This window comes from Ethanoligenens harbinense YUAN-3, assembly GCF_000178115.2.
GTDB classification, from domain to species: Bacteria; Bacillota; Clostridia; order Oscillospirales; family Ethanoligenentaceae; genus Ethanoligenens; species Ethanoligenens harbinense.
In genome coordinates this window covers 1766138-1781402 of record NC_014828.1, presented here as the reverse complement: position 1 = coordinate 1781402, position 15265 = coordinate 1766138, and the positions used below count along the sequence as shown (strand labels likewise).

Annotated in this window: 14 protein-coding genes; all 14 read left to right on the top strand. The window is 61.0% G+C overall.

Annotation, left to right across the window (positions count from 1 at the left end):
- Positions 1 to 143: 143 nt before the first annotated feature.
- The 14 genes from ETHHA_RS08285 (at position 144) to dnaJ (ending at position 15249) form a co-directional block, all read left to right on the top strand.
- Positions 144 to 1280 (top strand): cysteine desulfurase family protein, encoded by a 1137-nt coding sequence (locus ETHHA_RS08285; protein WP_013485534.1) that lies wholly within the window; start codon positions 144 to 146, stop codon positions 1278 to 1280.
- Positions 1281 to 1348: 68 nt separating this feature from the next.
- Positions 1349 to 2524, top strand: coding sequence for a tRNA uracil 4-sulfurtransferase ThiI (gene thiI, locus ETHHA_RS08280; RefSeq protein WP_013485533.1), 1176 nt, complete (start codon positions 1349 to 1351; stop codon positions 2522 to 2524).
- 82 nt (positions 2525 to 2606) lie between these two features.
- Entirely contained in the window at positions 2607 to 3917 is a 1311-nt protein-coding gene (locus tag ETHHA_RS08275; RefSeq protein ID WP_013485532.1) for a competence/damage-inducible protein A, read from the top strand.
- Positions 3884 to 4789, top strand: a complete 906-nt coding sequence (gene srtB / locus ETHHA_RS08270) for a class B sortase (protein ID WP_083803675.1) — start codon at positions 3884 to 3886, stop codon at positions 4787 to 4789. Before ETHHA_RS08275 ends, srtB begins: the two co-directional genes overlap by 34 nt.
- 141 nt (positions 4790 to 4930) lie before the next feature.
- Complete coding sequence (locus tag ETHHA_RS15560; protein WP_013485530.1) at positions 4931 to 5077, top strand: hypothetical protein; 147 nt, start codon at positions 4931 to 4933, stop codon at positions 5075 to 5077.
- A 260-nt stretch (positions 5078 to 5337) separates the two neighbouring features.
- Positions 5338 to 5604: a 30S ribosomal protein S15 gene (rpsO, locus tag ETHHA_RS08265; RefSeq protein ID WP_013485529.1), complete on the top strand. Its 267-nt coding sequence runs from the start codon at positions 5338 to 5340 to the stop codon at positions 5602 to 5604.
- Between the two features lie 119 nt (positions 5605 to 5723).
- Positions 5724 to 6137 carry a cytidine deaminase gene (locus ETHHA_RS08260; RefSeq protein WP_013485528.1) on the top strand — a complete coding sequence of 138 codons (414 nt, stop codon included), beginning with the start codon at positions 5724 to 5726 and terminating at the stop codon, positions 6135 to 6137.
- Positions 6134 to 6988 (top strand): 16S rRNA (adenine(1518)-N(6)/adenine(1519)-N(6))-dimethyltransferase RsmA, encoded by an 855-nt coding sequence (gene rsmA / locus ETHHA_RS08255; protein ID WP_013485527.1) that lies wholly within the window; start codon positions 6134 to 6136, stop codon positions 6986 to 6988. The genes ETHHA_RS08260 and rsmA overlap by 4 nt, the downstream gene beginning before the upstream one ends.
- A gap of 150 nt (positions 6989 to 7138) precedes the next feature.
- Entirely contained in the window at positions 7139 to 8938 is a 1800-nt protein-coding gene (gene lepA / locus ETHHA_RS08250; RefSeq protein ID WP_013485526.1) for a translation elongation factor 4, read from the top strand.
- Positions 8935 to 10041, top strand: coding sequence for a radical SAM family heme chaperone HemW (gene hemW, locus ETHHA_RS08245; RefSeq protein WP_013485525.1), 1107 nt, complete (start codon positions 8935 to 8937; stop codon positions 10039 to 10041). Before lepA ends, hemW begins: the two co-directional genes overlap by 4 nt.
- 185 nt (positions 10042 to 10226) lie before the next feature.
- Complete coding sequence (hrcA, locus tag ETHHA_RS08240; RefSeq protein WP_013485524.1) at positions 10227 to 11255, top strand: heat-inducible transcriptional repressor HrcA; 1029 nt, start codon at positions 10227 to 10229, stop codon at positions 11253 to 11255.
- Positions 11256 to 11341: 86 nt separating this feature from the next.
- Positions 11342 to 11998, top strand: a complete 657-nt coding sequence (gene grpE, locus ETHHA_RS08235) for a nucleotide exchange factor GrpE (protein WP_013485523.1) — start codon at positions 11342 to 11344, stop codon at positions 11996 to 11998.
- Positions 11999 to 12074: 76 nt separating this feature from the next.
- The gene (gene dnaK, locus ETHHA_RS08230; RefSeq protein WP_013485522.1) at positions 12075 to 13952 is read left to right on the top strand and encodes a molecular chaperone DnaK; all 1878 of its coding nucleotides are present in this window, start codon (positions 12075 to 12077) and stop codon (positions 13950 to 13952) included.
- A gap of 145 nt (positions 13953 to 14097) precedes the next feature.
- Positions 14098 to 15249, top strand: a complete 1152-nt coding sequence (gene dnaJ, locus ETHHA_RS08225) for a molecular chaperone DnaJ (RefSeq protein WP_013485521.1) — start codon at positions 14098 to 14100, stop codon at positions 15247 to 15249.
- The last annotated feature ends 16 nt before the right edge of the window (positions 15250 to 15265 follow it).

The window sequence follows — 15265 nt, the reverse complement described above, 5'->3', positions numbered from 1 at the left end:
CATACTCACCTATTTTACCCCGTTTGCGTCCGGTGGTCAAGGAAAAAATGCAAGGCAGTCCCGCACGTTGCAACGTGCCGCGTTTTTGGCTATAATCAAAAGAGTGCCCGCCCAGGCGGGCACTTTGGAGGAATCGAACAGAGATGTCATTTGTTTATCTGGATAACAGCGCGACCACGCGCGTTTGCCGAGAGGCGGCGGACGCCGCGCTCTATGCCATGACCACTTGTTTTGGCAACCCGTCTTCGCTGCACGGCATGGGAGTGGCCGCTGAGGAACTGGTGGGAAAAGCGCGCGCGCAGGTGGCCTCCGCCCTTGGCTGTGAGGCCAGAGAGGTTGTGTTCACCTCCGGCGGCACCGAGGCGAACAATCTGGCTGTTTTCGGCGCCGCGCGGGCGCTGTCCCGCAGGGGCAGGCGTATCGTCAGCACCGCCATCGAGCACAGCTCGGTGGAAGGCCCCGCGGCGGCGCTGGAAAAAGAGGGGTTCGAAGTGGTGCGCCTGCGCCCGGGTACGGACGGCGTGGTGCCTGCACAGGCACTGGCCGAAGCCGTCACGCCCGATACCGTTCTGGTGAGCATGATGCTCGTCAACAACGAGACCGGCGCGCTCCAGCCGGTGGAAGCCGCAAAACGCGCGGTGCGACGGGTGGGCGCGCCCGCGTTGGTGCATGTGGACGCCGTGCAGGCATTCGGCAAAATGCGCTTCAGCCCCTCCGCGCTGGGCGCGGATCTGCTCAGCGTCAGCGGGCACAAGATTCACGGGCCAAAAGGTGCGGGGGCGCTGTTTGTGGCGCGCGGCGCCCGCGTTCTGCCGGTGCTTTCCGGCGGCGGGCAGGAGCGCGGCCTGCATCCGGGCACCGAGCCGGTGCCCGCCATCGCGGGTCTGGGGGCGGCGGCGGAAAAGGCGCGCGCCCTGCTCGCGGAGAGTGCCGCCCGTTTCACCGAACTGCGCGCGCTGGCGCTCGAACTGCTTGCGCCGCTGCCGTTCATCACGGTCAACTCGCCGGAAAACGGCGCGCCGCATATCCTCAATGTATCGGTGGATGGGGTACGCTCCGAGACCATGCTGCATTTTCTGGCGGCCAGGGAGATCTATGTTTCCAGCGGTTCCGCCTGCGCGCGCGGCGCGAAAAGCCGCGTGCTGCTTGCCATGGGACTGCCGGGCGCACGGGTGGACAGCGCGCTGCGCATCAGCTTCTGCCGGGACAACACCGGGGAGGACGTGCGGCGGCTGGCGGACGCCGTGGCCGAAGGGGCACGCACGCTCGCGCGCCGTTGAACAGAGCGGAACACGGTTTTGAAAAATATTAAGGAGGCGGCACAGGTCGCCGGGGGAGAATCATCGTCGTGCAGGAAGTCATCCTTTTAAAGTATGGGGAACTCATCCTCAAAGGGCTCAACCGCCCGCAGTTTGAACATAAATTATTGAAACGCATCCGAAGCACGCTGCGGGGCTGCGGCACGTTCACCGTCACGCAGGCGCAGTCCACCGTGTATGTGGAGCCGCAGGATGCGGATGCCTCCATCGACGATGCGATCCGCCGTCTGCAGAAGGTGTTCGGCATCGTGTCTCTTGTCCGGGCGTGTGTGGTGGAAAAAGACATGGCGGCCATTGAAGCCGCCGTTGTGCCCTACCTGCGGGATGAGATCGAGCAGGCGAAAACGTTTCGCGTGAACGCAAGGCGGGCGGACAAGCGCTTTCCGCTGCCTTCGCCGGAGATCGCAAAACGAGTGGCGGAGCGGGTGGGGGACGCTTTTCCCGATTTGCAGGCGGACATGCGCGCGCCTGAGCTGACCATCACCGTGGAGATACGGGACACCGCCGCCTACATCCACGCCGACAGCCTGCCCGGCGCGGGCGGCATGCCGTCGGGTAGCTGCGGCCGCGCGGCCGTGCTCATTTCCGGCGGCATCGACAGCCCCGTGGCCGCCTATATGATGGCTCGGCGCGGCATGTCGGTCTGTGCGGTGCATTTCGCCAGCCCACCCTACACCAGCCCGCGCGCCAAGGCCAAGGTGCTGGATCTGCTTAAAATCGTCAGCGCCTACAGCGGCCCTATCGCATGCTTTGTGGTGCCGTTCACCGCGCTGCAGGAGCAGATCCGCGCGCATTGCAAAGAGGAATTCTTTACAATTTTATTAAGAAGGTTTATGATGAGAGCGGCGGCGCGCATCGCCGAGGGGCAGGACTGCGCGGCGCTCATCACGGGCGAAAGCATCGGGCAGGTGGCCAGCCAGACCATCGAGGCCATCACCTGCACGCAGGCGGCCTCCACGCTGCCCGTTCTGCGCCCGCTCATCGGCATGGATAAAGAAGAGATCATCCGGGTCGCCCGGCGGATCGACACTTTTGAAACGTCGATTTTGCCCTATGCGGACTGCTGCACGGTGTTCACGCCGCGCCACCCGCGCACCAAGCCCCGCATGTGGGATGTGGAGCAGGAAGAGGCAAAATTCGATTTTGCCCCGCTGCTCGACGCGGCGGTGGAAGCCGCCGAAAAGATCGTTGTCTGCCCGGAATGACTGCCCGGTCTGTAAATCCCGGTTGTGGTTTACGGATTTTTCATAGAATCATCGGTTTGGCAAACGAAAGGTAGGGATTATAGTGGATGCGGAAATACTAGCCGTGGGCACGGAACTGCTGCTCGGCAACATCGTCAACACCAACGCGCAATATCTCGCAAACGAACTGGCACTGCTCGGCATCAATGTGCTGCATCAGTCGGTGGTGGGCGATAACGAAGCCCGTCTGGTCGAGGCGCTCAAACTGGCGCTCTCGCGTAGTGACATCGTAATTACCACCGGCGGCCTCGGGCCGACGGGCGACGATATCACGCGGGAGACCATCGCCAAGGTGCTTGGCCGCAAACTGGTGCGGGATGAGCACAGCATGGAGGTCATCCGTGACTATTTCGCGCGCTCCGGCCGCAAGATGGGCCCCAGCAATGAGAAACAGGCCATGCTGCCGGAGGGCTGCATCGTGCTCCAAAACGATTGGGGCACCGCGCCGGGCTGCGTGGTGGAGCAGGACGGCAAATCCGTCATCATGCTGCCCGGCCCGCCGCGGGAGATGGCCCCGCTGTTTCGGGAGCGCGTCAAACCATATCTGGCGAAGTTTTCCGACGGGGTCATCGCGTCCATCAACCTGCGGGAGTTCGGCCTGCCCGAATCCACCGTGCAGGAGCTTTTGGGTGATCTGATGGCGGGCGCGAATCCCACCCTTTCCCCCTATGCGAAAGAGGGCGAGGTGCAGTTGCGCGTCACGGCCAAAGCCGCGACCGAGGACGAGGCGCTGGCCATCTGCCGCCCGGTGGCCGAAGAGACCAAAAAGCGGCTGGGCAACGCCTATTACGGTGAAGACGTGGACAGCATGCAGCAGGTGGTGGTGCAGGCGCTGCGGGAGCGGCAGAAAAAGATCGCGCTGGCCGAATCCTGCACCGGCGGGCTGACCGCCGCCCGTATCACCGAGATCCCCGGCAGTTCGGACGTGTTCGAGTGCGGTATCGTCAGCTATGCCAACCGTGTCAAGCAGGCGCTGCTGGATGTGCGGGCCAAAACGCTCAAGGACTACGGCGCCGTAAGTGAACAGACCGCCGTGCAGATGGCCGAGGGCGTGCGGGTGCGCGCACAGGCCGATTTCGGCGTGGGCATCACCGGCATCGCCGGGCCGGGCGGCGGCACGGAGGAAAAGCCGGTCGGGTTGGTCTATGTAGCCGTGTCCGACGGGAAGGACTGCTATGTCCGCCGGTTGCTGTTGGGGCACAGCAACAGCGAGCGGGCGCACATCCGTTATCTTTCGTCCTCCAATGCGTTGGATATGGCGCGCAGGCTCATCCTGGGCCTGCCGCAGCCGGAGGACGCCGTCCGTGTTGAGCCGCCGAAATTACAGGTGCCGAACTCTTTTTTTGGCAACTGATTCCGCATAGGAGGGATGAACCTGCCGAGATTTTCCGCAAGATCGTTTTTCTGGCCGCGCTGGCCGTTTTCATCGGGTGCATGGTGCCCATCATCCAGTATTATATTGAAGCGTATCAGAACCAGCGGATGAACGACAACCTTGCCGGCCAGGTGCATGCGTCCTCGTCTGCGGTTTCGTCCGCTTCCGCGTCTTCCGGTCCGGTCCTGCCGGAATACGCGTCGCTCTATGCACAGAACAGCGACATGAAGGGCTGGGTGAACGTGCCCGGTACCAACATCAATTATCCCGTGATGCAGGCTTCGGACAACGATTTCTACCTGCGCCGCGATTTTTATAAGAACAGCAACCAGCACGGCGTACCGTTTCTGGATTACCGCGACAAGCTGGGTGATTCACCCTCCAAAAATCTTATTATCTACGGGCACAATATGAAAGACGACCAGATGTTCCATGAACTGGTCAATTACGAGGACAACGGTTTCTACGCCAAAGCGCCGCTTATCCAGTTCAACACGGTTTATAAACAGCAGACTTGGAAGATCTTCGCCGTGATGATCGTGAACACGGTGCCCAGCCAGGGCGATACGTTCTACTATCTCGATACGGATTTTGCATCGAACGACGCGTTTATGAACTACATCGGCGAGGTCAAAAAACGTTCGCTGGTCAATACCACGGTGGATGTGCAACCCACCGACCACATCCTTACCCTGTCCACCTGCTCCTATGTGTTCAACGACGCGCGTGTGGTCGTGCTTGCCCGGCTGGCGCGCGACGGTGAAGACCTGTCTCCCGGTACCGCAACCATGAACCCCAATCCGCAGATGCCGCAGATCTGGTACAAGACCAATAAGAAAAGCGGCACCTGAGTTTACATAGGCACGGCCGCCACCGTTTTGCAAAACACCCGTCTGAAAACAGGCGGGTGTTTTTGCGCCCCGCTTTTTACCCGCATATTTTCCAGATGTGGGAGCATACTACGGGTGGAACCAAAAAAGGGGTGATAAAAAATGGCACAAAGGGATAGAGAAGCAAAAAACCAGAACAACTTCGACAAAAACCAGAAAAATGCACAGGACAAGCGCCAGCAGGGCGCGCAGAACCAGGACAACAAGGGTAAATTCGATAACTGCAAGCAGGATCAGTGCGCCCGCTGATTTTTTTTGGCACGATCAAACAAAAAGCGCTCCGCGAAAGCGGGGCGCTTTTTGTTGCCGCGCGGTGCGTGATGAAAAAACGGGGCATATTTGCAAAGAAATCCTTTACAAAATCCCGGCGGGCTGGTATACTGTATCGTACGGTTTTTTCCGTCTGTCGTTACCTTGCGCTCAGCACGGGGGGATGGCCCGTTTGGGCCCTCACCTGAACCCCGCGCCCGGCCTTGGCGAATGAACTTATTTTATGAGGTGTATCTGCAATGCTGAAAGATGAAGAAAAACAAGCCGTAATCGAATCCAACCGCATCCACGAGAAAGATACCGGTTCGCCCGAGGTGCAGATCGCGGTGCTCACCGCCCGCATCAACAAGCTCACCGAGCATCTGAAAGAGCATAAAAAAGACCACCATTCCCGCCGCGGTCTGCTCAAGATGGTCGGCCACCGCCGCAACCTGCTCAACTACCTGATGAAAAAGGATGTTACCCGCTATCGCGCGATTCTCGAAAAACTGTCGCTGCGTAAGTGAGTCTTTCCGGGAGCGGACGGTTTTGGCCGCCTGCGGTATAAAATGGCCGTTCTTCCATGGCATCTGCTTTGGACAGGGCGGCTTTTTTTCGTAAATGCGCAACGTATGGGAGGAACGGTATGACAGAAGAGGAACGGGTCATCCTCGCGCTGGTGGCGCGGGCGCGTGCAGTGCGTGAAAACGCCTACGCGCCGTATTCGCATTTTCGCGTGGGGGCGGCCCTGCTCACGCGCAGCGGGTATGTCTATACCGGCTGCAATGTGGAAAACGTATCGTTTGGAGCGACTGTCTGCGCAGAGCGCGCGGCGGTTTTTGCCGCTGTGGCCGCCGGAGAGCGGGATTTTGTCGCCCTTGCGCTCGCGGCGGGGGAAGACGTGACCCCCTGTGGCATCTGCCGGCAGGTGCTCGCTGAATTTTCCAGCGACGGTTCGCTGCCCATCTACTGTGCGGGGCCGGAAGAGGTTCGCACCTTCACGCTGGCGGAGCTGCTGCCGCAGGCGTTCGATTCGTTCCGCGCGGAGGAAACCGAATGACCGATCTTGCCAACCCCGCGCAGATCAAGGCTCTGTTGGCACGCCATGGGTTCCATTTTTCCAAGGCGCTGGGACAGAATTTCCTTATCAATCCGTCGGTCTGCCCGCGCATGGCCGCGCTCTGCGGTGCGGAGGAAGCCGCCGGCGTGCTGGAGATCGGCCCCGGCATCGGGGTGCTTACGGCGGAACTGGCGCGCCGTGCCAAAAAGGTGGTAGCGCTTGAGCTGGATACCCGCCTGCTGCCGGTGCTGGCCGAAACTCTGGATCAATTTTCCAACGTGAGGGTCGTGCAGGGTGACGCGATGGAAGCCGACCTTGCCGCGCTTATCCGGGAGGAGTTTGGCGGCCCGGTGGCTGTCTGCGCCAATCTGCCGTATTACATCACCTCTCCGCTGCTTATGCGCCTGCTGGAGTCCCACCTGCCCGTCACGGCCGTGACCGTGATGGTGCAGAAAGAGGCTGCCGCCCGCATCTGCGCCGCGCCCGGCAGCCGGGATACGGGCGCCGTCAGTCTGGCGGTGCGGTATTACGCCAGCCCGCGTGTGCTGTTCGACGTGTCGGCGGGCAGCTTTTTGCCCCGCCCGCAGGTGGACAGTTGTGTGATCCGGCTTGATTTGCACCAAGAGCCGCCCGTGGCCGTGCGGAACGAAGCGCTGCTGTTCCGCGTGGTGCGCGCGGCATTCGCCCAGCGCCGAAAGATGCTGCGCAGCGCGCTGCCTGCCGGGCTGGGGCTGCCCAGAGAGCGGGTGGCCGCCGCTTTACGCAAGGCGGGCGTGGACGAAAGCCTGCGCGGCGAACGGCTGACGCTGGCCGATTTTGCCCGCGTGGCCGACGCGCTGGCGGAAGAATGAACAGCGGGGAGTTTGAAAGCACCCCGTTCTGTGCTATTATAATATCGTATGATGTTGTTGATAGGGTCCGGGAACAGATGTTTCCCTGTAAATAGAAACCAAACCAGCTGAATGAATCATGCCGGGCGACCGGCAGTTGAGGTGAGCCGCTTGCAAGAGAATATCCGCAATTTCTGCATCATCGCCCATATCGACCACGGCAAATCGACGTTGGCCGACCGCCTGATGGAAAAGACCAGCGCCGTTTCCGCGCGTGACATGGAGGCCCAGTTGCTCGACAACATGGACCTTGAGCGCGAGCGGGGCATCACCATCAAGGCGCGCGCCGTCAAGCTCAGCTATACGCATACCGACGGGCAGGCGTATGAGCTCAATCTCATCGACACGCCCGGCCATGTGGACTTCAACTACGAGGTGTCCCGCTCTCTGGCGGCCTGCGAGGGCGCCATCCTGGTGGTGGACGCGTCGCAGGGCATCGAGGCGCAGACGCTGGCCAATACCTATCTGGCGGTGGATCACGGGCTTGAGGTGGTGCCGGTCATCAACAAGATCGATCTGCCCTCCGCCGACCCCGACCGTGTGAAAGCCGAGATCGAGGATGTCATCGGCATCCCGGCGGATGACGCGCCCTGCATTTCCGCTAAGACGGGCCTGAACATTCAGGACGTACTGGACAAGATCATCGCCGCTGTCCCTGCGCCGCAGGGCGACCCGGAAAAGCCGCTCTCCGCGCTTATCTTCGATTCCTATTACGACAGTTACAAGGGCGTCATCGTTTACATGCGGGTGATGGACGGCACCGTGAAGCCCGGCAGCCGCATCAGGATGATGGCCACCGGCGCGGAGTTCGACGTGGTGGAGGTGGGCTATATGCTACCCACCTGTTTGCAGCCCGCCGAGGCCCTGTGCGCGGGCGAGGTCGGCTACCTCACCGCCAGCATCAAAAACGTGGCGGACACCCGCGTGGGCGACACCGTTACCACCGTGGAAAACGGTGTGAAAGAGCCGCTGCCTGGATACAAAAAGGTCAACCCAATGGTCTACTGCGGCGTCTATCCTGCCGACGGCGCGAAATACGGCGACCTGCGCGACGCGCTGGCCAAACTCCAGCTCAACGATGCTTCGCTCTCGTTCGAGCCGGAAACGTCCATCGCGCTGGGGTTCGGTTTCCGCTGCGGGTTTCTGGGGCTGCTGCACATGGAGGTCATTCAGGAGCGGCTGGAGCGCGAATATAATCTCGATCTGGTCACCACCGCGCCCAGCGTGGTCTACAAGATCATCAAGACAAACGGCGAAACGGTGTTCATCGACAACCCCACCAACTTTCCGTCGCCGGACGTGATCGCGCAGGCGGAGGAGCCGATGATTACGGCGCACATCCTCACCCCCACCGATTATATCGGCAGCATCATGGAGCTCTGTCAGGAGCGCCGCGGCGTGTATAAAGACACCAAATACCTCGACGCCACCCGCGCCGATTTGCATTACGAACTGCCGCTCAATGAGATCGTCTATGATTTCTTTGACGCACTCAAATCCCGCACGCGCGGCTTTGCTTCCTTTGACTATGAAGTGAAAGGCTACGCGCCCTCCAGGCTGGTCAAGCTCGACATCATGCTCAACGGCGAGGTGGTGGATGCGCTGTCGTTCATCGTGCACGCCGACAAGGCCTATGCACGCGGGCGGCGCATCGCGGAAAAGCTCAAGGACGTCATCCCGCGCCAGTTGTTTGAGGTGCCCATTCAGGCGGCGGTGGGCGGGCGTATCATCGCACGCGAAACGGTCAAGGCCATGCGCAAGGACGTGCTGGCTAAGTGTTACGGTGGCGACATCACCCGCAAAAAGAAACTGCTTGAGAAGCAGAAAGAGGGCAAAAAACGCATGCGCCAGCTCGGCTCGGTAGAGGTGCCGCAGGAAGCGTTCATGTCCGTGCTCAAGCTGGACGAATGAGCGCGTCGCTGGGGCTGTATGTCCACGTGCCGTTCTGTGCGCCCGCCAAGTGTCCGTACTGCGATTTCTACTCGGTGCCGTTCGCACCGGAAGTGGCCACGCAGTATGCGGATGTTCTGCGTGCCGCCGCCCGCACCTATGTGCCGCGCCTGGCCGGGCGGCGGGTGGAGAGCGTCTATTTCGGCGGCGGCACGCCCGTGCTGCTTGGCGGCACGCTGGCTGCTTTGCTTACGTATTTCAAACAGATCTATCCCGTCGCGCCGGATGCGGAAATCACGGTAGAGGCCAATCCCGGCTCCGATCTGGCGGAGTTGCTGCCGGTGCTGCGGGCGGCGGGCTTCAACCGGCTGTCTTTGGGTATGCAGTCGGCCTGCGACGCGGAACTTGCCGCGCTGGGCCGCCGGCATAAGACGGCGGACGTGGCGCGCGCGGTGGAGGCTGCCCGGAAGGCGGGCTTTGCCAACCTCTCACTCGATCTGATGCTGGCCACACCGGGGCAGACGCCGGAGAGCATTCGCCGCTCGGTGGCATTTGCCGCGGCGCAGGGCGTGGAGCATGTGTCGGCCTATCTGCTGAAGGTGGAGCCGGGCACGGCGTTCGCCATGCGCGGGCAGCAGGAAGCGGACACGGACCTGCAGGCCGACTGTTACCTTGCCGCCTGTGACGCGCTGGAAGCCCGCGGCTACGCGCAGTATGAGATCTCCAATTTTGCCAGACCAGGCTTTGCTTCCCGACACAACCTGCGGTATTGGGACTGCGGCGAATACCTCGGGCTGGGGCCGGGCGCACACGGCTTCCTTGATGGGCGTCGCTTCCATTATGCACGTGACCTTGCCGCTTTTCTCACGGGCAGGCCGCCGGAGGGCGACGGCCCGGGCGGCGGCTTTGAGGAATATGTCATGCTGCGCCTGCGCCTGGCGGACGGTGTGGAGAAAAACGCTCTGCGTGCGCGGTGCGGCGCGAATTTCTCCGCCTTCGACGCAAAGACGGTCGAGCGGCTGGAAAACGGCGGGTTTCTGCGGCGCGGCGCGGGGCGCATCGCGCTCACCCGGCAGGGATTTCTCGTGAGCAATGCGGTGATCGGCGCGCTGCTTTTTCCATAGGAAAGGGGACGGAAATTCCTTCCGCTTTCCCTGTGCAAAGTCCTTGACATTTTGCGCGAATGGTGATAGAGTACATAGTGTTAGCACTCGAAGGCTGTGAGTGCTAAATTCCACACCGGCATTCGCCGGGGATAGGAGCGTATCGGCGCCGAGGCGGCGTTTTTCCGGGATCGGGGGTGATTCTCATGCAGCTTGATGATCGAAAGAAGCACATTTTGGGCGCGCTGGTGGATTGCTATGTGGCGACCGGGGAACCGGTGGGCTCCAAACTGCTGGCCGGCATGCTGGAAATGCACCTTTCTTCAGCCACCATCCGCAACGAAATGTCCGAACTCGCGGAGATGGGCCTGCTTGAGCAGCCGCATACCTCGGCAGGTCGCATCCCCACGCAGGCGGGCTACCGGTATTATGTCGATTCGCTGATGAACGCCTACCCGCTCACCAAGTCGGAGCAGGCGCGCATTAACGTCGTGCTGCGCATCGACGGCAGCGATCTGGACGGCGTGCTCGCCAAGGCGGGGGATGTGCTGGCGGCCATTACCGGCTGCGTGGCGGTTTCCGCCGCGCAGCGCGCCAACATCCGCATCCGCAGCGTGGAAGTCATGCCCGCGGGCAGGCGCTCGATGCTCATCGTGCTGGTTGCTTCGCCGGGTGTGCTGCGCAGCCGCCTCTGCAAGGCGGGCGAGGATGTGGACGCCGATATGCTGGCTTATTTTTCCAATATGCTGCGTGAGAAGCTCGCGGGCCTGCCGCCCGAGGCGGCTACCCCGGAACTGAAAGAAAGAATGAACAAGGCGCTGATGCAGTACGCCAAAGCGCTGAAACCGGTTCTGGAAGCCGTGTTCGATGAGATCGGCGTGCTGGGCGACGCCGAAGTATTCCTCGGCGGCGAAACGAACCTGTTCTGTTACCCCGAATTTCACGACGGCTCCGCGCTGGAGATTATCCGCTTCTTGGAGCAGCGGGAGCAGCTTTCCAAGCTGGTGGACGGCGTGCGCGGGCAGGTGAAGGTGCGCATCGGCACGGAGAACGGTGCCGACCTCATGCGATCTTCCAGCCTGATCGCCGCACCGTACAGGGTGGGCGGCAAAACACAGGGTGCCGTGGGTATCATCGGTCCCATCCGGATGCCTTATGCCAAGCTGGTTTCGCATATCGAATATTTCTCGTCCGTGTTAAGCAAACTCATCAATGACACCTTTCCCGATGAGTAGTGCTCCGCCGATTCGAAAAAGACAAGCCGGATTGCGGAGTAAAAATGGACGTCGTATAGAAAAGCCGTACGAAGGAGGCATTTTCCTTGAAGAACAGCAAAGACGCGGAGACACCCAAAGAGCCGGAGCTGGAGATCGAGGCGGAAACGCCCGGAGAGCCGGACACGCAGGCGGCGGAATCCGCAAAGGAGAACGCTGGGAACAAAAAAGAGCTTTCCGAAGCGGAAATGATCAAGCTGCTGCTCCAGAGCCAGAAAGCGGAGATCGAACGCCTGCAAAAAGAGCTTGACGCTGCCAAAGCCGACGCGCAGACCTGCAAGTCGCAGACCGACACGCTCAACCAGCGTCTGGCGAACACCCTCTCCGAGTATGAGAATTATCGGCGGCGCACGGCTTCCGAAAAAGAAGCGCTGAGCGCCGATGCCTCGGCCAAAGCGGTCAAGGCGCTGTTGCCCGCACTGGACAGTCTGGCGCGCGCCATCGACTTTGCCGAAGCCGACCCTGCGAGTTTCCAGCAGGGCGTGGAGATGACGCTCAAGCAGATGGAAGCCGGGTTTTCCGCTCTGGGCGTCGTTGAGATCGAGGCCGAGGCCGGGCAGGCGTTCGACCCCGACCGCCACAACGCCGTCGCCCATGTGGATGACGACAGTCTGGGCGAGTCGGTGGTGGCCGAAGTGTTCCAGAAAGGTTATGCCATCGGGGACAAGGTTATTCGCCACTCGGTCGTCAAAGTCGCCAACTGAGCATTCCTTTTTGGGGAAGTTGGAAATATATGAAATGATCCATGCCGGCAGGCATGTATACAGGAGGTAATTGTATATGGGCAGAATTATCGGAATTGATCTGGGTACCACCAACTCTTGCGTGGCGGTGATGGAAGGCGGCGAGCCGGTTGTCATCGCCAATTCCGAGGGCGCGCGCACCACGCCGTCCGTCGTGGCGTTCTCCAAGACCGGCGAGCGCATGGTCGGGCAGGTTGCCAAGCGGCAGGCCATCACCAACCCGGACCGCACCATCATTTCCATCAAACGGAAAATGGGCAGCGATTATAAAGTCAACATCGACGGCAAGGCCTATACCCCGCAGGAAATTTCTTCTATGATCCTTGCCAAGCTGAAAGCGGATGCGGAAGCCTATCTCGGCGGCGCCGTGACCGAAGCGGTCATCACCGTGCCGGCCTATTTCACCGACGCGCAGCGCCAGGCCACCAAGGACGCGGGCAAGATTGCGGGTCTGGATGTTAAGCGCATCATCAACGAGCCGACGGCCGCCGCGCTGGCCTATGGCATTGATAAGGAAAAAGACCAGAAGATCATGGTTTACGACCTCGGCGGCGGCACGTTCGATGTTTCCATCATTGAGATGGGCGAAGGCGTGCAGGAAGTGCTCGCCACGGCCGGCAACAACCACTTGGGCGGCGACGATTTCGACCAGCGTGTCATCGACTGGCTGGCCGACGGCTTCAAAAAGGAAAACGGCATCGACCTGCGCAGCGACAAGATGGCTCTCCAGCGCTTGAAGGAAGCGGCGGAAAAGGCGAAGATTGAGCTTTCCGGCGTGACCAGCACGCAGATCAATCTGCCGTTCATCACGGCGGACGCCACCGGCCCGAAACATCTGGATGTGACGCTCACCCGTGCGAAATTCAACGAGCTGACCGCCGAACTGGTCGAAGCGACCGCCGGTCCGGTCAAACAGGCGCTGTCGGACGCAGGTCTCCAGCCGAGCGCGCTGGATAAGATTCTGCTGGTCGGCGGCTCCACCCGCGTGCCCGCTGTGCAGGAAATGGTGCAGAAGCTCACCGGCAAAGAACCGTTTAAAGGCATCAACCCGGATGAATGCGTCGCGGTCGGCGCGGCTATTCAGGGCGGCGTGCTTGGCGGCGAGGTCAAGGGCCTGTTGCTGCTCGACGTCACCCCGCTTTCTCTGGGCATCGAGACCCTCGGCGGTGTGTTTACCCAGATCATTGAGCGTAACACCACCATCCCGGTGAACAAGAGTCAGGTGTTCTCCACCGCGGCCGATGGCCAGACCTCCGTTGAGGTGCATGTGCTGCAGGGCGAGCGCCCCATGGCCAAGGACAACAAATCGCTCGGTGTCTTCCATCTGGACGGCATTCCGGCCGCGCCGCGCGGCGTGCCGCAGATCGAGGTCACCTTTGACATTGACGCCAACGGCATCGTGCATGTGTCCGCCAAAGACCGCGGCACCGGTAAATCGCAGGACATCACCATCACGTCCAGCACCAACATGAACAAGGACGACATTGAAAAGGCGGTCAAGGAAGCCGAACAGTTTGCCGAAGAAGACAAAAAGCGCCGTGAAGAGGTCGATGCCCGCAATGCCGCCGACCAAGCCGTGTTCCAGGCGGAAAAAACGCTGACCGATCTGGGCGATAAGGTCTCCGCAGAGGATAAGAGCGCCGTGGAAGAAAAATCTAAAGCGCTGAAAGAGGCCCTCAAAGGCACCGATATGGAGGCCATCAAGGCCGCGCAGGAAGCGCTTTCCAAGCAACTGTATGAAGTCACCGCAAAAATCTATTCGCAGAACGCGGGCCAGGGCGGTCCGGAAGCGGGCGGCCCCGAAGCGGGTGGTCCCGAAGCGGGCGCCGGTTCCACAGGCGAAGACGGCGGCGCGGGTCCCGATGTGCACGACGCGGATTTCCACGAAGTGAACGACGACGACAAAAACAAATAAACGATCAATGCGGTTTGCAGGGGAGGGTGCGGCTCTCTCCTGCAACCGTATCGGTCCGCAGAACGGCAGCGAACGCATCGAACCCATGCAGCTCAGGCGGCCGCTTCGCGCCGTGAACTGCAATACAGTGTGAGTGGTGATAGGATTGGCCGACAAACGCGATTTTTATGAGGTGCTGGGTGTAGCCAAGGGCGCTTCAGACGATGAGATCAAAAAAGCGTACCGCCGTCTGGCAAAACAGTACCACCCCGACCTCAATGCGGGGGACAAAACGGCAGAGCAAAAGTTCAAAGAGGTCAATGAGGCCTACGAAGTGCTTTCCGATTCGGAAAAGCGCGCGCGTTACGACCAGTTTGGCCACGCGGGCGTGGACCCGAACTTCAATCCGGGGGCCGGCGGCCCGGGCGGTGCCTACGGCGGCGGGTTTGATTTCGGCGACTTCGGCGATATTTTCTCCAATCTGGGCGATATATTCGGATTCGGCGGGCAGGGTGGTGCGCGCAACGGCCCCATGCGCGGCAATGATATCCATATCCATTTAACCATCAGCTTTGAGGAGGCCGCAAAAGGTGCCAAGAAGCAGGTGGAGGCCTCACGCGTGGTCACCTGCTCCACCTGCGGCGGCACGGGAGCCAAGCCGGGCACCCATCCCGAAACCTGCTCCTATTGCCACGGCACCGGCACCGTCAAGGTCAGCCAGCGTACACCCTTCGGCGTCATGTCCACTTCCCACCCCTGTGAGCATTGCCACGGCACCGGCAAGATTGTCAAAGACCCCTGCCCGGACTGCCGCGGCGTGGGCCAAGTGCGCAAGCCGCGCAAATTGGAGGTCGACATTCCCGCCGGTATTGACGACGGGCAGGTTCTCACGTTGCGCGGACAGGGCGATTTCGGCCGCAACGGAGGTCCTCCGGGCGACTTGAATATCTCTGTTTCGGTGCGCGCGCACAAGATCTTCCAGCGCCGTGGGTTCGATATATACTGTGACGTGCCGCTCACATTTGCGCAGGCTGTGCTGGGCAGCGACATCCATGTGCCCACGCTGGACGGCAAGGTGGATATGCACATTCCGGCCGGCACCCAGCCGGGCGAAACCTTCCGCCTGCGGGGCAAGGGTATCAAGAACCTCAACCGCTACGGTTCGGGCGACGAGTTCGTGCGCGTGACGGTGGAGGTACCCAAAAACCTGACCGAGCAGCAAAAGACGCTGCTGCGCCAGTTTGACGACGCGACCAAAGACGGTCCGCATTATGAAAAGCGCAAGAGCTTCTTTGCAAAACTGAAAGGCCTGTTTTAAAGGCATAGAGAAAAGC

Bases quoted from the DNA above. Each gene is read 5' to 3' on its own strand.
- ETHHA_RS15560 (WP_013485530.1), top strand. From the start codon at position 4,931: ATGGCACAAAGGGATAGAGAAGCAAAAAACCAGAACAACTTCGACAAA.
- ETHHA_RS08260 (WP_013485528.1), top strand. From the start codon at position 5,724: ATGACAGAAGAGGAACGGGTCATCCTCGCGCTGGTGGCGCGGGCGCGT.
- rsmA (WP_013485527.1), top strand. From the start codon at position 6,134: ATGACCGATCTTGCCAACCCCGCGCAGATCAAGGCTCTGTTGGCACGC.
- hrcA (WP_013485524.1), top strand. From the start codon at position 10,227: ATGCAGCTTGATGATCGAAAGAAGCACATTTTGGGCGCGCTGGTGGAT.
- rpsO (WP_013485529.1), top strand. From the start codon at position 5,338: ATGCTGAAAGATGAAGAAAAACAAGCCGTAATCGAATCCAACCGCATC.
- dnaK (WP_013485522.1), top strand. From the start codon at position 12,075: ATGGGCAGAATTATCGGAATTGATCTGGGTACCACCAACTCTTGCGTG.
- ETHHA_RS08285 (WP_013485534.1), top strand. From the start codon at position 144: ATGTCATTTGTTTATCTGGATAACAGCGCGACCACGCGCGTTTGCCGA.
- hemW (WP_013485525.1), top strand. From the start codon at position 8,935: ATGAGCGCGTCGCTGGGGCTGTATGTCCACGTGCCGTTCTGTGCGCCC.